This window comes from Paenibacillus sp. PL91 (assembly GCF_012935325.2).
Taxonomy (GTDB): Bacteria; Bacillota; Bacilli; order Paenibacillales; family Paenibacillaceae; genus Pristimantibacillus.
Window position 1 is genome coordinate 314254 of sequence record NZ_JABBYG020000005.1, and the last position, 18014, is coordinate 332267.

The window sequence follows — 18014 nt, forward strand, 5'->3', positions numbered from 1 at the left end:
ATGAATGCGAAACATCGTAAACTGATTTATCGAGTCCTGCCCTATACGATTCTTACTTTGCTCGGAATTTGTTTTTTGCTTCCTCTTCTATGGGTATTCGTGGCCTCCATTGATCCCAACGCGATGCAATCGCTTAAATTACCGAATCAAATAACGGGTGGCAACTATGTTGATGTGATCACCAATCGTGTCAATCAGCGTGCATTTGTCATTGGCCTGATCATGTCAGTTGGCCAAGCTATACTCGTCGTCATAATCGCTTTGCTCGCAGCCTATCCTTTGTCACGCTATCAAATGAAATATAAGAAATCGTTTATGCTGACGATTTTATTTATGACTTCTTTGCCGATTACAGCTGTAATGGTACCTGTATATCAACTGTTTTTAAGCCTGAAATTGTATGACAATATTTTTGGGGTCATTTTATTTTATGTCGCATCCTCGATGCCATATGGCATTTGGATGCTGAAAAACTTCATGGATTCCGTACCGAATGACCTGGAAGAAGCTGCATGGGTCGATGGGGCGTCTGTCTTCGCCGGCATCCGCAAGGTTGTTGCGCCATTAATGGTTCCGGGCATTTGTACGGTAGCGATTTTCACATTTTCCGGAAGCTGGGGCAATTTCTTTGTTCCGTATATTTTATTGCAGACACCTGAAAACTTCCCGGCTTCATTGAAGCTGTATCAGTTTTTTGGGCAATACGGCATGGTGGAGTATGGCAAGCTAGCGGCGTTTTCCGTGCTGTATGCGCTTCCTTCGGTCATCATGTATATCCTCTCCCAGCAATTTATGTCCAAAGGGTTTGGACTGCAAGGCGGGACGAAAGGGTGATAAATGAATCGGTTTGAACCTTATCTTATTCGATGAACATGCCTGCCAAGGGCATGTTTTTTTGTGTTTGAGGATGTCCGAAAAAGGGGCGGGGCTCCTGCGCTGAGCGCTGTTCATGCAGTTTTTTTGATGTTTATGGGCATATTTAGGGAATGCTATCCTCTCAAGGGCAGGGTGTGAACGTATGAAGATATGGCATTCGTTAAGGTTTAAGTTGTTGGCTTCCTTTTTGCTATGTATACTGGTGCCATCGTTGATCTTGTCAATTGTGAGTACGAACTATTATCAAGTGATGATGGCAAAGGAAACGGACCGGTTGACGACCAACACGATCCAAGCAATGGCAAATAATGTAGAGGCAAACATAGAAGAGCTTGATCATTTAATGACCAGCCTCTATATGAATCAAAGCATCATGCAAGCGCTGCAGCTATTTGGAACAGCAGATTATGACTCGCTTGATGAACTGACCAAATTTAATGCGAACAAGGCACTGTTCCAGCTGCTGCCTTCGTATTTGCAATATACGAACGACAACATTTTAGGCAGCGTCATTATTGCAAGTAATGGAATTACGTTTTCGACGAATAAATACGACTCGAAGACAATACTGCTGGACAATTATCCTTATCGTGAGAAAGAATGGTACAACGAAGCGATCAAAGCCGAAGGAAAAACGGTACTGATTGACATGCACGAAACCGATTATTACAGCGGAACCTCAACGCCTACCGAAGCGTTCTCGATTGCTAAAGCGATAAAGGACCCGAATTCGTCGAAAATATGGGCCGTCGTCATGGCAGATGCCAAAAGCTCGGCGCTTGAAAATATCGTGAAAAACATAAATTTTAGCGATCGCGCAATTGTAACTGTGTTGGACCGTAATAATCGAGTTCTTTATGCCAACAAGCTAGTAGAAGAAAATATGATCAATCAGTTGACGGCAAATAAGTCGACAATCAAAGATGGCAATGATACTTACATCAAGAGCAGTCAGCTCATTTTAGGCATTGGATGGAAGATGGTGGTGCTCTCCTCCTATACGGAAATGCAGCTGTCGTCGAAGCGGTTGTACAATGTTTCTGTCTTGTTCAGCGCCTTGTGCGTGCTGACCGCTTTTGCGCTATATTTTGCTTCCTCCAGACGGATGATGGATTCCTTGAAGAGCATTATTGCTACAATTCGAAAGGTGGAAAGAGGGGACCTAGGCGCACATCTCAGCATTGCAGGCAAGGACGAGATTGCACAAGTTGGCGCCGCCTTGAACCATATGGTGTATACGTTAAGAGACTTGATCGAGCGGGAATACAAGGCGGTGCTTGGTCAGCGAAACGCCGAATACCATGCCCTGCAAATGCAAATACAACCTCATTTCCTCTATAATACGCTGACGGGTTTAATGGGCTTAAATCGGATGGGTGACCGGATAGGCTTGGAGAAGTCAATCTTAAGTCTTACCTCGATGTTAAGATATACGCTAGAGCAAGATAATTGGTCTACTGTTGATAAGGAAATGCAGTTCATAACCAACTATTGCAACCTTCAAAAATATCGGTTTGAGGACCGAATGGCGTTTCATGTATTTTACGATGAGGAAACAGCAGCCTGCCCTATACCGAAGCTGCTCTTGCAGCCGCTTGTAGAAAACGCGGTGATTCACGGTCTTGAGCCTTTAAGTCGACCATGCACGATTGACATTGCAGCAACTATTGCGTACAAAGAGGACATTTCTTATTTAACCTTGACTGTAAAGGATGATGGAGCGGGTTTTGATCACGATAATGTTGCTGCGAAAAAGCCAAACATTGGAACAAGCAATATTAAGGAGAGACTCTCGATCGCTTTCGAGGATTATCATTTTTCAATTGTCAGTAACGAAACGAAGGAACGCTATGCACGATTGAAATTAATTACAAAGAGGTTGATCCATATGAAAGTACTGATAGCGGATGATGAAAGAATGGTGAGGGTCGTTCTCCGAAGCACCTTGGAGGAAGTCGATTCAAGCCTTACTATAGTCGGAGAAGCGAAGGACGGAAATGAGCTGTTGGAGTTGGCAGCGCTCTATAAACCGAATATCGCTTTTGTCGATATCAAAATGCCTGAGCTAGATGGACTCACAGCCATTAATCAGGGAAAAATGCTTTCCCCTTCGACGCACTGGATAATTTTAACGGGATTTTCCTATTTTGAATATGCACAGGAAGCCATCAAGCTTGGGGCATATGCTTATTTACTTAAACCGATCGATCCGCAAAAGTTAAATGAGCTGCTGAAGGAAATTAAGCTGAAGCTTATGGCCGAGATGGAAGCCGCCAACAAAAGCTTTAAACGGGACTTAATCGCTAATTATTTTATTCATCTCTACGATAGGGAGCTGGAGCAAACTTTCGAAGGGAGGGAAATCGGAGGGTTTTTGCTCATTAAGGACAGCTCTTGGAGTGAAGCAAGGCAGGTGGTGGTGCTGACGGATTTTTTTGGCCGGTTGTCCGGGCTGAATAGCGAGCTTACGCCGCATGCCATCCATACTGCGATGATTACGATGTCAAACGGCGATGTAGCCTGTATATACGGCTATGATCCAAGCTGCCGGATATTGGCAGAGCAAATTTCGGATCAGGTTTTGCGCATGCTTGACGAGCTTAACGACCCGCAATTCCATTTGACAATGCTGGCCTTTCAGTCAACAAAGGACCTCGCAGATTTGTACAGGCAGTCCGATCAGCTGAAGTTAAATAAGCATTTGAGGGTACTATCAGGCTTTCAAAATAAACAATGCTTAAACGATTTGGAGCAAATAGCGAACGTGCCCGTTATGGATAAGCTTTGCAAAAGGGTTATAGAGCTATGTGACAGCTATAAAGATGAGCTCTTGCTCCCTTATTCGGATCAAATTAAGGAAATTCGCAAAATAGTTGCAGAAAATACTTCTATAGATCGGCTGGATAATAACACCAAAATTGCTGACTTTATTTATTGTTCCATTGGCTGTCTGCTCGAGGCTGAACAAGGACTGTACTCCATGCTCAGAACGCTGGAGCTATATGGCGGGAACATCAAACATACGAGAGCGGATACCTCCGATTTAATCGAACAAATCGTCGAATATATTGAGGCAAACTATATGAAGGAAATTAGCATATCGGAAATCGCTGATCACCTGAAAGTGACAGCCAATTATGTGAGTCGGATTTTTCATCAAAAGAAAGGCATGAGATTTATCGATTTCTTAACGGAGGTGCGTATCGCCCATGCCAAAAAATTGTTTTACGATCATCCTAAAATGCCGGTCAAGGAGGTAGCTGCTCGAGTCGGATATTTCAGCACGCGATATTTTTCCAAGCTTTTTCTCAAGGAAGTAGGAAGCTATCCCTCCGATTTTGCAAAAAATCCGACGCTTTAAGGCTGAAGTATTTCAAGTTATAGGTGTAGAAATGAGCTCTGCTAGTATAGTTTTGTATCAATAGCCAGAAGAATAAAAACGCTTTAAAATGAAATGGCATGTCACGGAATAGAAAATTAGGAGGAATGGTTCATAGTGAGAAAACCACTAAACTTGAACATTGCCATCCTACTAGTCCTGATGTCGGTACTGGCCGGCTGTTCATCAAAGCCCGCCAACGCTAATGAAGCCACCTCACCGCCGGGTGCTCCAAAGTCTGACGTTAGGCTTACCTTTATGACGAACATCGTCGGCATGCAATTTGAACTTCTTGCTAAGATCTGCAAAGCCTTTACAGCTGAAACCGGCATTGAAGTGGAAGCGGTCTCACCAGGTTCGGCCTACGAAGAAATTATGAAACTAAAAATGGCAAGCAATGAGCTGCCGGATCTTTTTACTACGCATGGCTGGTCAGTTGCAAGATATAGCGGATATTTGAGGCTGCTTAATGATCAGGCTTGGTTTTCTGCCATTAACCCGTCTATTCAACCTCTAATTACAAATAAAAACGGTGAAATTTACGTACTGCCAGTTGACGTTGATGTGGCAGGCATTGTGTACAATCGCGCTATGATGAAAGTGCTGAATATTAATATTGATGAGCTGACTACATGGCATGCATTTGAAGATGCGCTGACAAAGGTGAAAGATGCAGGACACATTGGCATTCACATTGCCGGCAGAGACAGCTGGACAATTGGACAGTTTTTCGACTATACGGCACCTTCCTTTTTCACAACGAACGAGAACGACAATTACCGTAAACAATAAAGAAAGAAGCGCTGCAGTTTCTTGACTTTATCGCGAGACCTGAAAATGTGGATAGCATCGCTTCATCCAACAACCTCCCTGCTGGATTGATTGGCATTTCATCCGATGCCGGCGCCGTTGCGCAAGACTATGCCAAATATGCGAACACAAAAATGATTTCTTACTTTGATCGTGAGTACCTTCCTAGCGGAATGTGGGAAGATTTATGTGCAACTGGAGCGGCAATATTAGCCGGACAATCCGGTGCAATTAAGGATGGCGTTAATGTAATGGCGCAAAGCTACAAAGATAAATTAAGCGAGCAGCCATTAATTTTTCAGATAGAGGATGAATAGAATGGACCATTTAATAAAAGCGATTAAATTAAGGGAAGCTGGGCAGTTGGAAGAAGCAAAAACGATACTGTTTGATTTGGCGAGGGAAGAGCCTCGTAACCCATCAGTATGGTATCAGCTTGCTTGGATTCATGATGTCATGACATTGGAAAGAGGAGCCGTATCTTATTATATTATTGCATTAGAGCTGGGCTTGTCTGGGGAAGAGAGGCAAGGGGCCTTGTTAGGGCTCGGAAGCACCTATCGATCTCTTGGCATGTATGAAAATGCCATAAACGTATTTGAAGAAGCAATTAAAGAATATCCAGAGCGAAGAGAGTTTCAGGTTTTTTATGCGATGACGCTATACAACCTGGAGGATTACGGACAAGCGATGGAAATCTTATTAAAGCAGCTAGCAGATACGAGTGAAGATAAAGGCATACAAGCTTATAAGAAAGCGATACATTTTTATTCGAAAAAGCTGGATCAAATTTGGAATTAAGCGATGTTGTAACGGTGAAATCGATCGTTTGCTGCAACGCGATAAACCGTTGCAAGGCTTATCATAGAAACTAGGTTGAGAGGAAACCGCCGTTTGGCGGTTTTTTTGTGCTGTGCATGCCAAAAAACACTAACGCAGGACATGGAAGTGATTGGTTTGCGATGGGATAGGGTATTAGAATAAGAATAACAAAACGAACCCATTAACGAGGAGGAATTGTTATGTCGGAAATTAATCATGTCGTAGATAAAGACGGCGAGCTGGCGCTCGGGAAAGTGGATCAAGCGCTGGATCGAATGGACTCGGGCAAAAAAGACGAGATTTTACAAAATTTCTCGGAATTCAAAAGCTATCTAGCGAAAAGAATCGAGCTGGCAGAGACTGTTGGTTTAAACGAGGAACAGCTCGCTTTAGTTGCGCAGAAGATTGCAGGCTATCTAGCGAAGCATGAAGAGCCGCGTAATCGAGAAGAAAAGCTTCTGCAGGAGCTTTGGAAGGTCGGAAGCGAGGAGGAGCAGCATAAGCTGTCTCACTTGCTGGTGAAGCTGGCGCAGTCAGAAGGATAAGGCAGGTTGAAGGGGCAGTCGCAAAGGGGTAACAACCTTTGCTGCTGCCTCTTTTTTGTGTTTAAGTATAGTGATTTTGCAACATTATGTGGTAATGCCTCGTTATGTTAAATATTGGAGCGTGGCTGAATGCTTGCGCTGATGCCTATAAGTAACTAACTATCGCGTCGTGCAAGCCGTTTACGGGAATAGAGCTAGTATGTAGATCTATTCTTTCCAAACTAGTTAGTTTTACAAAAATAAGCCTAGAAATTAGACTTATTCTGGCGCTAGGCTACACAAAATGCCCATTCGGGGATCATTTCAAAGAAATAGAGCTAGAAGGTAGATCTATTTTCAACCAGCTAGCTCATTTTACAGATATAAGTCTAGAAAATAGACCTATGTTATGGAGGCATTATAATGAAGCGATTATACGCCATTTTGTTTATTTTGCTGTGGGTGACAGGCTGTAGTGCCGAGAATGAAACGGAAAAAGAAGTGAAAACAAGCACGAGCATCGAGCAGCAAACAGCGGTAAAGGCAAGTGAAGCAAACAAGATGCCTAAAGCCATGCCGGGCAACTTTAATTTCATGGTTCGTTTTGGTTACGGCGAGGTGAATAAAAATGAAATTAACACCTTCCAAGGTACGGTCACAAAGGATTTAATCATGAATGGGACGGCTTCTGCAAAAATAACATTAACGGTCGATGAGATGCGGAGCATTTATGAGAAAATGCGAGAAATAAACATAATGGGAAAGAAAGAGCTAGTGCCCGCCAAAATAAATTGCGAGGCTACTCCTTTTAACGAGGACAGCTGGGAAATTCATGTAAATGGAGAAACGAACCAATTTTCTTGGTCAGACCAATACTGTGACCCTACAAGCGATGCAAAGCAGCTGCTGGAATTGCGAAACTTTATCCAGCATATCGTTGCAGAGAAAGAAGAATATAAAAAACTGCCTGAAGCAGAGGGCGGCTACGAATAGATAATAGCAAAACCGCATGCTGCGCGATGGCGACATGCGGTTTTTTTGCATTTTCCTACGGCATGCTATTCCTTTACGGCACCAATCGTGATGCCTTTAACAAAGTAACGCTGCAGGAAAGGGTAAACGAGTAATATGGGCAGAGCGCCGATAAAAATTTGCGATGCTCGGATCGTTCGCTGCGACATATTGGCAACCATAGCCGGATCAAACTTCGTCAAATCGGCCTGCACGATAATCGTTTGCATGAAGCTGGCGAGCGGCAGCCTTTCTGCTTCTTTAATGTAGATCAAACCGTCAAAATAAGCGTTCCAGTGACCCACCATCGTAAACAAGGAAACCGTCGCAATGGCTGGCAAGGAGATGGGCAGATAGATGGTGAAGAATGATCGGAAGTGGCCTGCACCATCCATAAAAGCAGCTTCTTCAAGATCTTTAGGCACGGTTCGGAAGAAGTTAAGCAGCAAAATGATATTAAAGACCGCTACCATGCCTGGAAGAATAAGCGCGAACAGTGAATTCATCAGGCCAAGCTTCAGAATGAGGATGTAGCCTGGGATCAAGCCGCCGCTGAACAGCATCGTAATGACAAAATACCAAAGATAAATATTGCGTGCACGGAATACGCGGGTATCCTTGGAGAGGGCGTATGCCGCAATGAGATTAACGAACATCGCCATCGCCGTTCCGAGTACGGTCCGCTGCACGGATACCCATAGGGAGGATAGGAAGTTGGCGTTATCAAACGTTTTGGCATAAGCTTCAAATGTAAATCCGATCGGCCAAAACGTAACCAAGCCAGCGTTGGCGGGCGCGGTTGAGCTTAAGGATACCATCAGAAGGTGATAGAGCGGCAGCAGGCAGAGAACCGATATCGTAACCAGAAAGACATTGTTGAAAACGGAGAAGATACGATAGGATAACGTTTTGTGGTACATAGGAGGTCCCCCTTTCTAGAAGATGCGATAGCCGGCCAATTTATAGGCAAGTCGGTAGGATATGATGATTAAAATAAGACTGATGAGTGATTTGAACAGGCCCACCGCTGTAGCGAAGCTGAATTGCCCGCTCAGAAGTCCTTCACGGTAAACGAAGGTATCGATAATATCACCCTGCTGATAGATCAGAGGACTGTACAAGTTGAACACCTGGTCAAAGTTTGCATTAAGTACATTGCCTAGCGCCAAGGTCGCAACAACGATCGCGATCGGTACGAGGGAAGGGATGGTCAGATGCATCGTTTGCTTCCAGCGGGTCGCCCCATCAACCTCTGCGGCTTCGTAAAGAGCGGGGTTAATGCCTGCAAGCGCAGCTAAAAAGATGATCGTGTTGAAACCAAATTCCTTCCACACGTCGCTGGAGATAATAACAAATCGGAACCAATTGCCGTCGCCAAGGAAAAAGATCGGCTTAATTCCGAATACATGCGATAGAAATTGGTTGATGAGCCCAGTTTGAGCAAGCACATCGATGAGAATTCCTGCTAGTGTGACCCAAGAAAGAAAGTGAGGCAGGTAGACTAACGTTTGAATGCCTCGTTTCAATCCCATATTTCTAACCTCATTCAACAATAAGGCGAAAATAAACGGAATAAACAAATTCATTACAATTTTGCTGCAAGCAAAGAACAGGGTGTTCCACGTAATTTGCAAAAAGTATTCATTTTCCAGCATATAGCGAAAATGCTTTAAGCCTACCCATGGGGAGCCGGAAATGCCTAGCCCTGCTTTATAATCTTGAAACGCCATTACGATTCCCGTCATTGGCAGATAAGAAAAGACGAAAACCAATAGGACAGCCGGCAGAACCATGAAGTGAAGCATCCAAGGCTGCTTGTATCCGCCTTTGATTTTCTCGCGCCGAGTGCTCTTGAGGCTCATTTGTTTAGTCGTGTTTGCGTCCATATCTCTCTCCTGTTCCCTAAAAACTCATTTGTGTATTCTGAGAAACCCTGATATATATAGTAACAACAAGGTCAGCCATCGAACTATAGGATATTGTTAGGATCGATAGGGTTTTGTTAGGGACATTTCATGGAGGGGTCAGTTATGGTGCTTAGTAGAGGGATGTCGTTTATCCGAAGAAAAATGGGCGCAAAATTCAGTTTATTTGCCAAAATGAACGGTTTGATCTTTATTCTGTTCATTCCGATTATTATCATGTTTACTTATTCCAACCGCATAGCATTAGATGTAATCAGCAAAGAGCTTCAAGTTTCCAATACGAAGCAGCTCTCTTTCTTATCGAGTCAAATCGATTCAAGAATCAATCAAACGATGGACTTTATTATTACGTTCTCAAGAGACCCGAATGTGCAGAAGTTCAATGGCTTAAATATTTGGGATGATGGCTATGATCGGATGCAAACCAGATATGTGGTGCAGGAGAAGATGGCGCTGCAGTCAGGGGTTATGAATATTTGGCCGGTCAAATATACGGTATATTCCCAGCAAAACAAATCGATCATCTCGAATTACAATAACCCTGCCTCGTATGATGAGGACTATCTCAAAAGAAATATGACGGGAAAATGGACCTACGGTGACGGCGAAAGCGTTCCGGAAGGGACACCAAAATCGTTTCATTGGTTTTATACGGATTCATTTGGCCAACAGGGGACGCTCAGGGGAAGCAATCTAGTGGCTGAAGCCAGCTTTGGGCATGAAAATATTCAAAACATGCTGGATACATATAAAGCGGGCGGACAGGGCGATCCGATATTTTACCGTAAGGGTGAAACTCCGATTCTAAATCGCAGCGCATCCAAGGCGCTGTCGAATGAGCTGATTCAATATTTGGATGGGCATCAGCTTGAAGACTCGATGCAGCAGGTCGTGAGGCTGGGTGGTGAAAATTATTTGGTCAGCGCTGTGAAATCACCACAGCTCGATTGGCATCTAGTCGATATTGTTCCGGTTGATCAAATTATGGGACCGATATCGTTCAGCCGCAATTTATTTTATGTTTCGATGGTACTGCTGTTTGTCGTAGGCATTTCTGCCTCCGTGCTGCTTTACCGGAACGTGCAGCGGCCGATCAGAAAGCTGATTCGGGGCTTGCAAAGCGTACAGCGTGGTGACTTCTCGGTTCAGATCAAGTCGAACGTCAACAATGAGTTTTCTTTTTTGTTTTATCGATTCAACGACATGTCGCGGCAAATTCAAAGTCTGATTGAAAACGTACTTAATGAAAAGCTGCGAGTGAAGGAAGCGACATTAAAACAGCTGCAGGCCCAAATAAATCCCCATTTCCTATACAACTGTCTCGGTTATATTATTAATATGGCCCAGATGAAGGATGAGGAAGCCGTCGTATCGATGGCCTATAATTTAAGCTCGTACTATCGCTACACGACTCGAATGGAGAGACCGACGGCTACGCTTAGCGATGAAATTAAACTCATCATAAACTATTTGGAAATTCAAAAGCTTCGCAACGGGAGAATTCATTACACGATCGATATACCCGAGGAGATGCTGGGTCAACAGGTTCCACGATTGATGCTGCAGCCGATCGTGGAAAATGCCGTTATCCATGGAGTAGGAAAGTCCTATTCTTCAGGTGAAATTCGAATTACCGGCGAAATGTCAGACGGCTTTTGCAGAGTATTTATCGATGACGATGGTCCAGGTATGAATCCCGAGCCGCAGGAGGCGCTAAATCGTAAAATGCATGAGCCTCTGCAAGAGGAAATGGGCTGCGGACTCTGGAATACCAATCAGCGGATTATCCATCTTTTCGGTGAAAATTCTTATGTTTATTTCTCGAAATCACATCTAGGCGGTTTTCGGACAGAGATCAATTGGGAGACGGCCTCTGGTCAACAACTTCAACAACCATTGATAAAAGGGGATATATAACATGCAGATGATCATAGTAGACGATGAAGCCCACTGGGTGGATAACCTATCCATGCATAAACCTTGGCATACACTTGGTATAGAGCAGGTTCATAAAGCATACTCGGGCCGCGAGGCGCTTCAAATTTTGGAGACGCATCCGATTGATATCGTCATTTCGGATATTATCATGCCTGAGATGACGGGTATAGAACTCATCGAGCGAATTCGCTTGCGCGATAAAAAAATAAAATGCATCATTTTATCGGGTCATTCCGATTTTGAATTTACGAAGGAAGCGCTCCGAAACCAAGCGGTGGACTATTTGCTGAAACCGCCGACCGATAAGGAATTGTTTGGCGCAGTGAAGACGGCCATCGATCAATTGACGGCAGAATGGGAGAGTATTAGCTCCTTCGAACGGACAGAAACGACGCTGCGGGAAAATTTGCCGCTGCTGCGCGGCCAGCTTCTTCTGGATGCCCTGCATGGCCACCGGATGTCCATTGATGAATGGAACCGGAAGCTTGCGAGTTACGGCTTGCCATTCAGCTGCGGTGACAGCGCCTTGCTGCTCGTTCGAATGGAGGAGGAATTCGAGCAATATAAAAACAACGGGCAGCAGCTTATGGAATATGCGATCGTCAACATGGCTGAGGAGATCATCGGAGAATTTGCCGTGGTTTGGGGCGTCAAGGAGGAGCATGGGTACCTTGCTTTCCTCGTTCAGCTTAAGGAAGGCGGCTCTGATGTAGGGAAGGAAACGATATTGGAGAAGCTTGCCATCCAGCTTCAGTATAAGGTCAAGCAATTTCTGAAAGGCTCGCTGTCGATTGTGATGACAGAGTGGTTCAAGCTGCCGGAGCAGCTTTCGGAGCGTTACCGGCAGGCTTCTAGCTATTTTATGCAAATCGTTGGGGAAGAGCGCGAATTTGTGATGCGCGTAGGCGATTTGGAACAGAACGATTCTCAAGGGGCTCTTGATGCCATCTATCAGCCTCCAACCTTGATCAACCTGCTGGAAGCCGGACGCTGGGACGCGGCAGAGGATAAGCTGGCCACCGTGTTCGCAGAGCTGGATGAGCGATGGTCCGAATCTTTGGAGCACTGCATGGAGGCGGGATTTTTAATCGCGTCTTCCTTCACTCATCTTGCGCATCGGAACGGCCGTACTCTGACTAAATTGCTGGGAGAGGATATCCAGCCCCTGCAGAGCGGCGAGGCTTTCAGCTCGATAAGCAAGCTACGCAAGTGGTCCGTTGGCGTGCTTGGCAAGCTGAAGGAGGAAACATCGAATGAAGTTAAAGATTTCCGTTCCCTGTATGTGACGAAGACCCAGCAATTTGTGGAGAAAAACTTGCATCTGGATGTTTCTTTGCGCACGCTGGCCGATCATGTGAACCTGCATCCTACGCATTTATCCAAAATTTATAAGATCGAAACCGGGGAAGGCATAAGCAATTTTGTGTCCTCTCTCCGCATGGACCGTGCCTGCCATTTGCTTCGAACAACTGAAAAAAAGGTGTACGAAATCAGCACGGAGGTCGGCTATTTGGACCCTGCTTACTTTATAAAAGTGTTTAAACGTCAGTTTGGCGTGACGCCTCAAGATTATCGAGACGGAAATAACAGCCTAACAGATTCTTATGAAAACTAACATAATCATATAGATCCCCTACCCGGCTAGTTGGTAGAGTTACACTGTAGTGATCTTACATCGTAGGGGGAAATGAAAAATGAGTACATTCAGAAAACCATGGCTGCTGCTCGTGGTTATGGCACTTGTTGTGATTACGGCCTGCAGCGGAAATAATGCGGGCAAAGGGAATGCAAAAGAAGGAAACACCGCTAAGAATGAAGCGAGCGCAGCACCAACCGAAGCCGCGACAGGGTTTGACCTTGGGAAATATGATCCGCCTATTGAGATTAGCACCGTATTAATGCCGAAGAAGTATATTAAGGATGAAACGAAGGAGAACAATGTCCACGACCGCTGGATGTTGGAGCAATTTGGATTGAAATATAAAGATAACTGGTATCCGGCAGGCAGCGATCAATATAAACAAAAGCTGCAGCTTGCTATCGCGTCCGGAGAGAAGCTGCCTGATTTTGTACCCGTACCAACCGACGCTGTACTGACTAACCAACTGATCGATTCCGGTCAATTTATTGCGATCGATGAGCTGTTCGAAAAGTATGCCAACCAAATTTGGAAGGAACATACGGTACAGAATCCAGAATTGTGGTATCCGTTCACGCGGGACGGCAAAAAATACAATCTCCCGATCCTTGAATATACGGACAATGACAATACATTGCTGTGGTTCCGGGAAGATTGGATGGAGAAGCTGAACCTGAAAGCGCCAACGACGATTGCGGAGCTTGAAGTCGTTTTGGACAAATTTAAAAACGAGAATCCGGACGGATTGGCTCCAAAAGATGTATATCCGCTTGCCATTTCTTTGAAAAATAATACAAACACATGGATGGGCTCGCTGGATTGGCTGTTCGGAGCATATGGCACGGTAGAGGAGCAATGGAACAAGGATGCGAATGGCAATCTTGAATATGGTTCCATTAATCCTGGCGCTAAAAATGCACTTGCGAAGCTTCAAGAATGGATGAACAAAGGTTATATTCATCCTGACGCGGCTTTGTGGGATGAAGGAAAATCTGCTGAAATCTGGACTAAAGGGAACGCAGGCATCCTGCCTGGCGCGAACTGGGTGCCGGACTGGCCGGCTCCGGATTTGTTGAAAAACGTACCAGGATCAAAATATAAAGCATATCCTGTTCCTGCTGGGCCAGATGGCTTGATGGGCACCAAATGGCAAAATTCCGGTGTAAACAGCAGTATTATGATCAATAAGGATGCGAAGCATCCTGAAGCGATTTTCCTTTATTACAACTTCCTGCTTGATAACCTAGCGAATCCGGCAGTCGGCAGCAAATTCGAATATGGCTTTGCCCAAGGGTATGACTGGGATATCGTGGATGGCGAGCCGACAAGCAATAAAGACAAAATCAAAGACTTCTTTAATGAATTCCCATACATTACCGGACCTGCTCGCATACCAAACCTTTACATGCAAACGCTGGTTAAACTGGCCGAAGGCAAAAAACCGGAGACGCCATACGAGAAACAGCTTGCAGAATTCCGTAAACCAGAAAACTGGTATGCAGCGAAGGTAGTTATGTCGCAAAAGGATATCCGAAAACAAAATTACTTTACCGGCGCGGCAACGCCGACGATGATTTCGAAATGGAACCTTCTGCGCCAGTCTGAGATGGAGACCTTTAACAAGATCATCTACGGCAAATTGCCAGTCGATGCTTATGATGAATTCGTTGCCAGCTGGAAGTCTAATGGCGGCGACCAAATTACGAAGGAAGTTAACGAATGGTTCAAGTCGGTAACGCAAAAATAAATGTGATATCGCTATTAACAAGGGGCACGCCAAATTGGCGTGTCTTTTTGCGTGCGGCGAAGAGCAAAGGGGAAGCGTTTCATACAAGGGTCGTTGTTCGGATAATATCCGTATATGATAATATGAATCTATTATTCTATTAGAAAGGACGTAATCATGATAAGAAGGCTTGGCAAGGGAGCGGCGATTGTAATTCTTTTGTTTGTTCTGTATCTCCTTTATTTAGCGTACAGCATCATGTCCTTCTCCAATGTGAACGAGCTAAGGAAGACAGACGCTGCTATTGTGCTTGGAGCGGCAGTCTGGGGCGATGAGCCTTCACCGGTTCTAAAGGAAAGGCTAAATCATGCGATTTCGCTGTATGACAAAGGCTATACCCGCTTGATCATCGTAACCGGCGGCATCGGAGAAGGGGATGGGCTGTCTGAGGCAGAGGCTTCAAGGCGCTACGCCTTGCTGCATGGGGTGCGCGATGAGGATATTCTCCTTGAGAGTGAATCAAGCATTACGGAACAAAACCTTGCGAATGCTTATGCAATTGCGAAGCAGAAACAACTCGAGACATTCACAATCGTAAGCGATCCGCTCCATATGAAGCGCGCTCTTGCGATGGCTAGCGATCTGGGAATGGATGCTTATTCCTCGCCAACTCAGACGACCGTATACAAGAGCCTGCGTACTAAGCTTCCTTTCCTCGCGAGAGAGATGTTCTTCTATATGGGATATGAAGCAAAAGAGCTATTTGCTAAAGGTTAATGGATGATAGGAATGGACAAGAGGGAAGCCCATACGATTTTGTATGGGCCTTCTCCAGGTTCACAAGCCCTCGTTTACTTCACTAAACCTTTCTCTTGCTTGAATTTATCCCATTGCGCCGCGGCTTCCTTTTCAATCTTCTCTTGCCCGGAGGCGATCAATTTCTCCCGGTATTTCGAAAGCTCCTTCGCCGGATCGACGGAACCGGATTCCAGCGCAACTTGGTATTCGTTGTTTACCGCCGTTACGTTAGCGATCTCGGCCTTTATGTTCTCTTCGTTCACGCCAAACCCGCTTGTAGCAGGGACGATGGCGCTGTCATTGAGCGCAATGGTTCTCTCCCATGTGTCCGCTGCTTGGCCGGGCTTGAGGTAAGCATTGAACTGATTGCCGAATACCCAGTCGCCGTTCGGAGCATAGCCGGAATCCTTAATCGGCTCGATATATTTATCGTCTGTCTTGTTATAATGCTTGCCTTCAATCCCATTGCAGATCAGATTGTACAAATACGGGTCGGTATTCAGCAAATTGATCAGCATCAATGTGCGTTCTGGATTTTTAGAGCCTTTGTTAATAACATGCATTGCTCCGGCAATGCCCGTAAAGTAGCTGTCGGATATAGGCGCATAGACGACTTCATTGCCGCCGTTAACGGCCATTTCGCCAACCTCTCCGCCCGGCTTCGATGTAAACTCAAGGGCGACGGCAACGTTGCCTTTGCTCTTTAGATCATTAATGTTCTGGATGATCGGAGCATCGTCATTGATATAACCGGCTTGGTACCAGCTGCGCATCGTATCGAAATACGATTTTTTCTCATCAAGCGTTTGCAAGCTGCCAATATATTTAAGCGTTGGATCATCCTTCGCGTAGCTAAGCACCATTCCTTCGCCAACCTTTGTGCGGTCTGTGTACAAGCCCCATGAGTTTTGCGCAAGTCCGAGAGGGATAATGCCCGGCTCATTGTCCTTCAGCGTTTTTAGAAACGGCTCGAGCTCCTTGTATGATTGGATCGCGCTAACATCCAGATTGTATTTATCGACAAACCGTTTTTGAATGACTAAGCTCTTCGTCTTCGCTGCTACTTGGTAGATGGGGAAGCCATACACTTTACCGTCGACTGCAAGCATATCCGGCCAAAATTTGTCCGGTATGTTGGCGCGGGCTTCGGCTGCATATTGGCCAATCATATCCTCTGTAATTTCCAAATAAGCGCCTCTGTCGATGTAGGGCTGGTAATTGCCGAGCCAACCCTTTGAGCTCCAAGCTAAGTCGAAGTTTTCGCCTGCCGCCAGCATCGCATTGAGCTTAGGCTCGTATTCGTCGAATGTGAGCGGTTTAAGGTCAACGGTCGCATTAATTTTTTCTTTCAAATATTTGTTGATCTCGTCATTAACGAGCTTCTGGTCCGGGCCGGGATTTGCGGATACCGGATAGATGAAGGTGAGCTCCACTTCCGGAAGGGAAGGCGCTTCAGAAGCGGCTGCATCCGGCGTTTCCTCGCCAGCGTTACCAGCATTGCTTGGCGCATTGGTCGCGTTAGGCGAGTTGCTGTTGTTCGAGCATGCCGCGATGATCGCAAGGCATAAAATGACCGCAAACCATTTGACCAGCAGGGATACTTTTGTTTTTTTCACTTTAGAACCCTCCATTTATCAATTGTGTTGTATATGGCACAATAGTCATTCCTTAACCTTTCAAGGAACCTACTGTAATACCCTTCACGAAATACTTCTGGAAGAAAGGAAATATGATGAGCATCGGTCCGCCGGCAAGTATAGCCATTGCCATTCGAACGGATAAAGTCGGGAAATTGGCATAAGCCAGCTTATCAGCCACCTCAGCCAGCGGAGAATTAGCCAGAAATTCAATTTGGGACAAAATGCGGACGAGCAGCAGCTGAAGCGGAATGTACTTATCATTGTCAATGAACAGCAGCGCATAGAACCATTCATTCCAATAGCCGAAGGAGATGAACAAGCCAAGCGTTGCGAGAGCAGGCGTGGACAGCGGCAAAATAATGCCAAAGAAGATTCGGAATTCCTTGGCGCCGTCCACTTTTGCCGATTCAATGATCTCCTTCGAAATTTTGTCCATAAAGCCTTTCATAATCATAATATTGAAGGGGCTAAGCAGCGTCGGAATGATTAAGGCAAGCAGCGAATTTTTCAAATGCAAATATTGCGTCATCATAATGTAGAACGGTATAAGTCCGCCATTAAACAGCATCGTGAAAAAAATATAAAAGGTAATCGGCCTGTTGTATCGAAAGTCCAATCGCGAGATCGGATAGGCAGTCATCGCAGTCAACAAAAGCGATATGACGGTGCCGACAACTGTAATAAGAATGGTGACAAGGTAGCCCTTCAGCAGCGGATCTGGCTTCTCGAACACGATGCGGTACGCTTCCCAGCTCCATGCCTTCGGAATGAATTGATAGCCGTTTTGCATGAGGCTGTTCTCGGAAGTCAGTGAAATAATGACGACCAGAACGAACGGCAGGGCGATCATTAGGCACAATACGGTTAAAAATATGTTTATGAAACCGTTCATGAGGCTGAAGCCTTTAGTATTTGGCATATCGAAA

The 18014-nt window shown here is 45.2% G+C and carries 15 protein-coding genes; 11 read left to right on the plus strand and 4 right to left on the minus strand.

Annotated elements, in window-relative coordinates:
* From HI950_RS14730 to HI950_RS14760, 7 genes are all read left to right on the plus strand, one after another.
* A complete protein-coding gene (locus HI950_RS14730; RefSeq protein ID WP_169084974.1) occupies nucleotides 1-834 on the plus strand; it encodes a carbohydrate ABC transporter permease in 834 nt (277 codons plus the stop codon).
* Nucleotides 835-1102: 268 nt separating this feature from the next.
* On the plus strand, nucleotides 1103-4237 hold the full coding sequence (locus tag HI950_RS14735) for a response regulator (protein WP_317618376.1): 3135 nt from the start codon (nucleotides 1103-1105) through the stop codon (nucleotides 4235-4237).
* Nucleotides 4238-4372: 135 nt separating this feature from the next.
* Nucleotides 4373-5047: an ABC transporter substrate-binding protein gene (locus tag HI950_RS14740; protein WP_169084970.1), complete on the plus strand. Its 675-nt coding sequence runs from the start codon at nucleotides 4373-4375 to the stop codon at nucleotides 5045-5047.
* Nucleotides 5048-5094: 47 nt separating this feature from the next.
* On the plus strand, nucleotides 5095-5382 hold the full coding sequence (locus HI950_RS14745; RefSeq protein ID WP_169084968.1) for a hypothetical protein: 288 nt from the start codon (nucleotides 5095-5097) through the stop codon (nucleotides 5380-5382).
* 1 nt (nucleotide 5383) lies between these two features.
* Nucleotides 5384-5866 carry a tetratricopeptide repeat protein gene (locus tag HI950_RS14750; protein WP_169084966.1) on the plus strand — a complete coding sequence of 161 codons (483 nt, stop codon included), beginning with the start codon at nucleotides 5384-5386 and terminating at the stop codon, nucleotides 5864-5866.
* 221 nt (nucleotides 5867-6087) lie between these two features.
* Nucleotides 6088-6432: a DUF3243 domain-containing protein gene (locus HI950_RS14755; protein WP_169084964.1), complete on the plus strand. Its 345-nt coding sequence runs from the start codon at nucleotides 6088-6090 to the stop codon at nucleotides 6430-6432.
* Between the two features lie 402 nt (nucleotides 6433-6834).
* On the plus strand, nucleotides 6835-7404 hold the full coding sequence (locus HI950_RS14760; protein WP_169084962.1) for a hypothetical protein: 570 nt from the start codon (nucleotides 6835-6837) through the stop codon (nucleotides 7402-7404).
* Nucleotides 7405-7469: 65 nt separating this feature from the next.
* Here HI950_RS14760 and HI950_RS14765 read toward each other — a convergent pair whose 3' ends face one another.
* The gene (locus HI950_RS14765; RefSeq protein WP_169084960.1) at nucleotides 7470-8342 is read right to left on the minus strand and encodes a carbohydrate ABC transporter permease; all 873 of its coding nucleotides are present in this window, start codon (nucleotides 8340-8342) and stop codon (nucleotides 7470-7472) included.
* 15 nt (nucleotides 8343-8357) lie between these two features.
* Entirely contained in the window at nucleotides 8358-9308 is a 951-nt protein-coding gene (locus HI950_RS14770; RefSeq protein ID WP_169084958.1) for an ABC transporter permease, read from the minus strand.
* A gap of 144 nt (nucleotides 9309-9452) precedes the next feature.
* Between HI950_RS14770 and HI950_RS14775 the strand changes: the two genes are divergently transcribed.
* The 4 genes from HI950_RS14775 to HI950_RS14790 all read left to right on the plus strand — a co-directional run bounded on the left by HI950_RS14775 (nucleotide 9453) and on the right by HI950_RS14790 (nucleotide 15427).
* Nucleotides 9453-11264 carry a sensor histidine kinase gene (locus HI950_RS14775; RefSeq protein ID WP_223285285.1) on the plus strand — a complete coding sequence of 604 codons (1812 nt, stop codon included), beginning with the start codon at nucleotides 9453-9455 and terminating at the stop codon, nucleotides 11262-11264.
* Nucleotide 11265: 1 nt separating this feature from the next.
* Complete coding sequence (locus HI950_RS14780; protein ID WP_169084956.1) at nucleotides 11266-12900, plus strand: response regulator; 1635 nt, start codon at nucleotides 11266-11268, stop codon at nucleotides 12898-12900.
* A 79-nt stretch (nucleotides 12901-12979) separates the two neighbouring features.
* Nucleotides 12980-14671 carry a type 2 periplasmic-binding domain-containing protein gene (locus HI950_RS14785; RefSeq protein ID WP_169084954.1) on the plus strand — a complete coding sequence of 564 codons (1692 nt, stop codon included), beginning with the start codon at nucleotides 12980-12982 and terminating at the stop codon, nucleotides 14669-14671.
* 156 nt (nucleotides 14672-14827) lie between these two features.
* A complete protein-coding gene (locus HI950_RS14790) occupies nucleotides 14828-15427 on the plus strand; it encodes a YdcF family protein (RefSeq protein WP_169084952.1) in 600 nt (199 codons plus the stop codon).
* A 74-nt stretch (nucleotides 15428-15501) separates the two neighbouring features.
* Here the strand turns inward: HI950_RS14790 and HI950_RS14795 are convergent, their stop codons facing one another.
* On the minus strand, nucleotides 15502-17064 hold the full coding sequence (locus HI950_RS14795) for an ABC transporter substrate-binding protein (protein WP_169084950.1): 1563 nt from the start codon (nucleotides 17062-17064) through the stop codon (nucleotides 15502-15504).
* 52 nt (nucleotides 17065-17116) lie between these two features.
* Nucleotides 17117-18007 (minus strand): carbohydrate ABC transporter permease, encoded by an 891-nt coding sequence (locus HI950_RS14800; RefSeq protein ID WP_223285287.1) that lies wholly within the window; start codon nucleotides 18005-18007, stop codon nucleotides 17117-17119.
* Nucleotides 18008-18014 lie beyond the last annotated feature (7 nt).

Coding starts and splice junctions, on each gene's coding strand:
- HI950_RS14730 (WP_169084974.1), top strand. CDS start 1: ATGAATGCGAAACATCGTAAACTGATTTATCGAGTCCTGCCCTATACG.
- HI950_RS14750 (WP_169084966.1), top strand. CDS start 5,384: ATGGACCATTTAATAAAAGCGATTAAATTAAGGGAAGCTGGGCAGTTG.
- HI950_RS14755 (WP_169084964.1), top strand. CDS start 6,088: ATGTCGGAAATTAATCATGTCGTAGATAAAGACGGCGAGCTGGCGCTC.
- HI950_RS14760 (WP_169084962.1), top strand. CDS start 6,835: ATGAAGCGATTATACGCCATTTTGTTTATTTTGCTGTGGGTGACAGGC.
- HI950_RS14765 (WP_169084960.1), bottom strand. CDS start 8,342: ATGTACCACAAAACGTTATCCTATCGTATCTTCTCCGTTTTCAACAAT.
- HI950_RS14770 (WP_169084958.1), bottom strand. CDS start 9,308: ATGGACGCAAACACGACTAAACAAATGAGCCTCAAGAGCACTCGGCGC.
- HI950_RS14775 (WP_223285285.1), top strand. CDS start 9,453: ATGGTGCTTAGTAGAGGGATGTCGTTTATCCGAAGAAAAATGGGCGCA.
- HI950_RS14780 (WP_169084956.1), top strand. CDS start 11,266: ATGCAGATGATCATAGTAGACGATGAAGCCCACTGGGTGGATAACCTA.
- HI950_RS14785 (WP_169084954.1), top strand. CDS start 12,980: ATGAGTACATTCAGAAAACCATGGCTGCTGCTCGTGGTTATGGCACTT.
- HI950_RS14790 (WP_169084952.1), top strand. CDS start 14,828: ATGATAAGAAGGCTTGGCAAGGGAGCGGCGATTGTAATTCTTTTGTTT.
- HI950_RS14800 (WP_223285287.1), bottom strand. CDS start 18,007: ATGCCAAATACTAAAGGCTTCAGCCTCATGAACGGTTTCATAAACATA.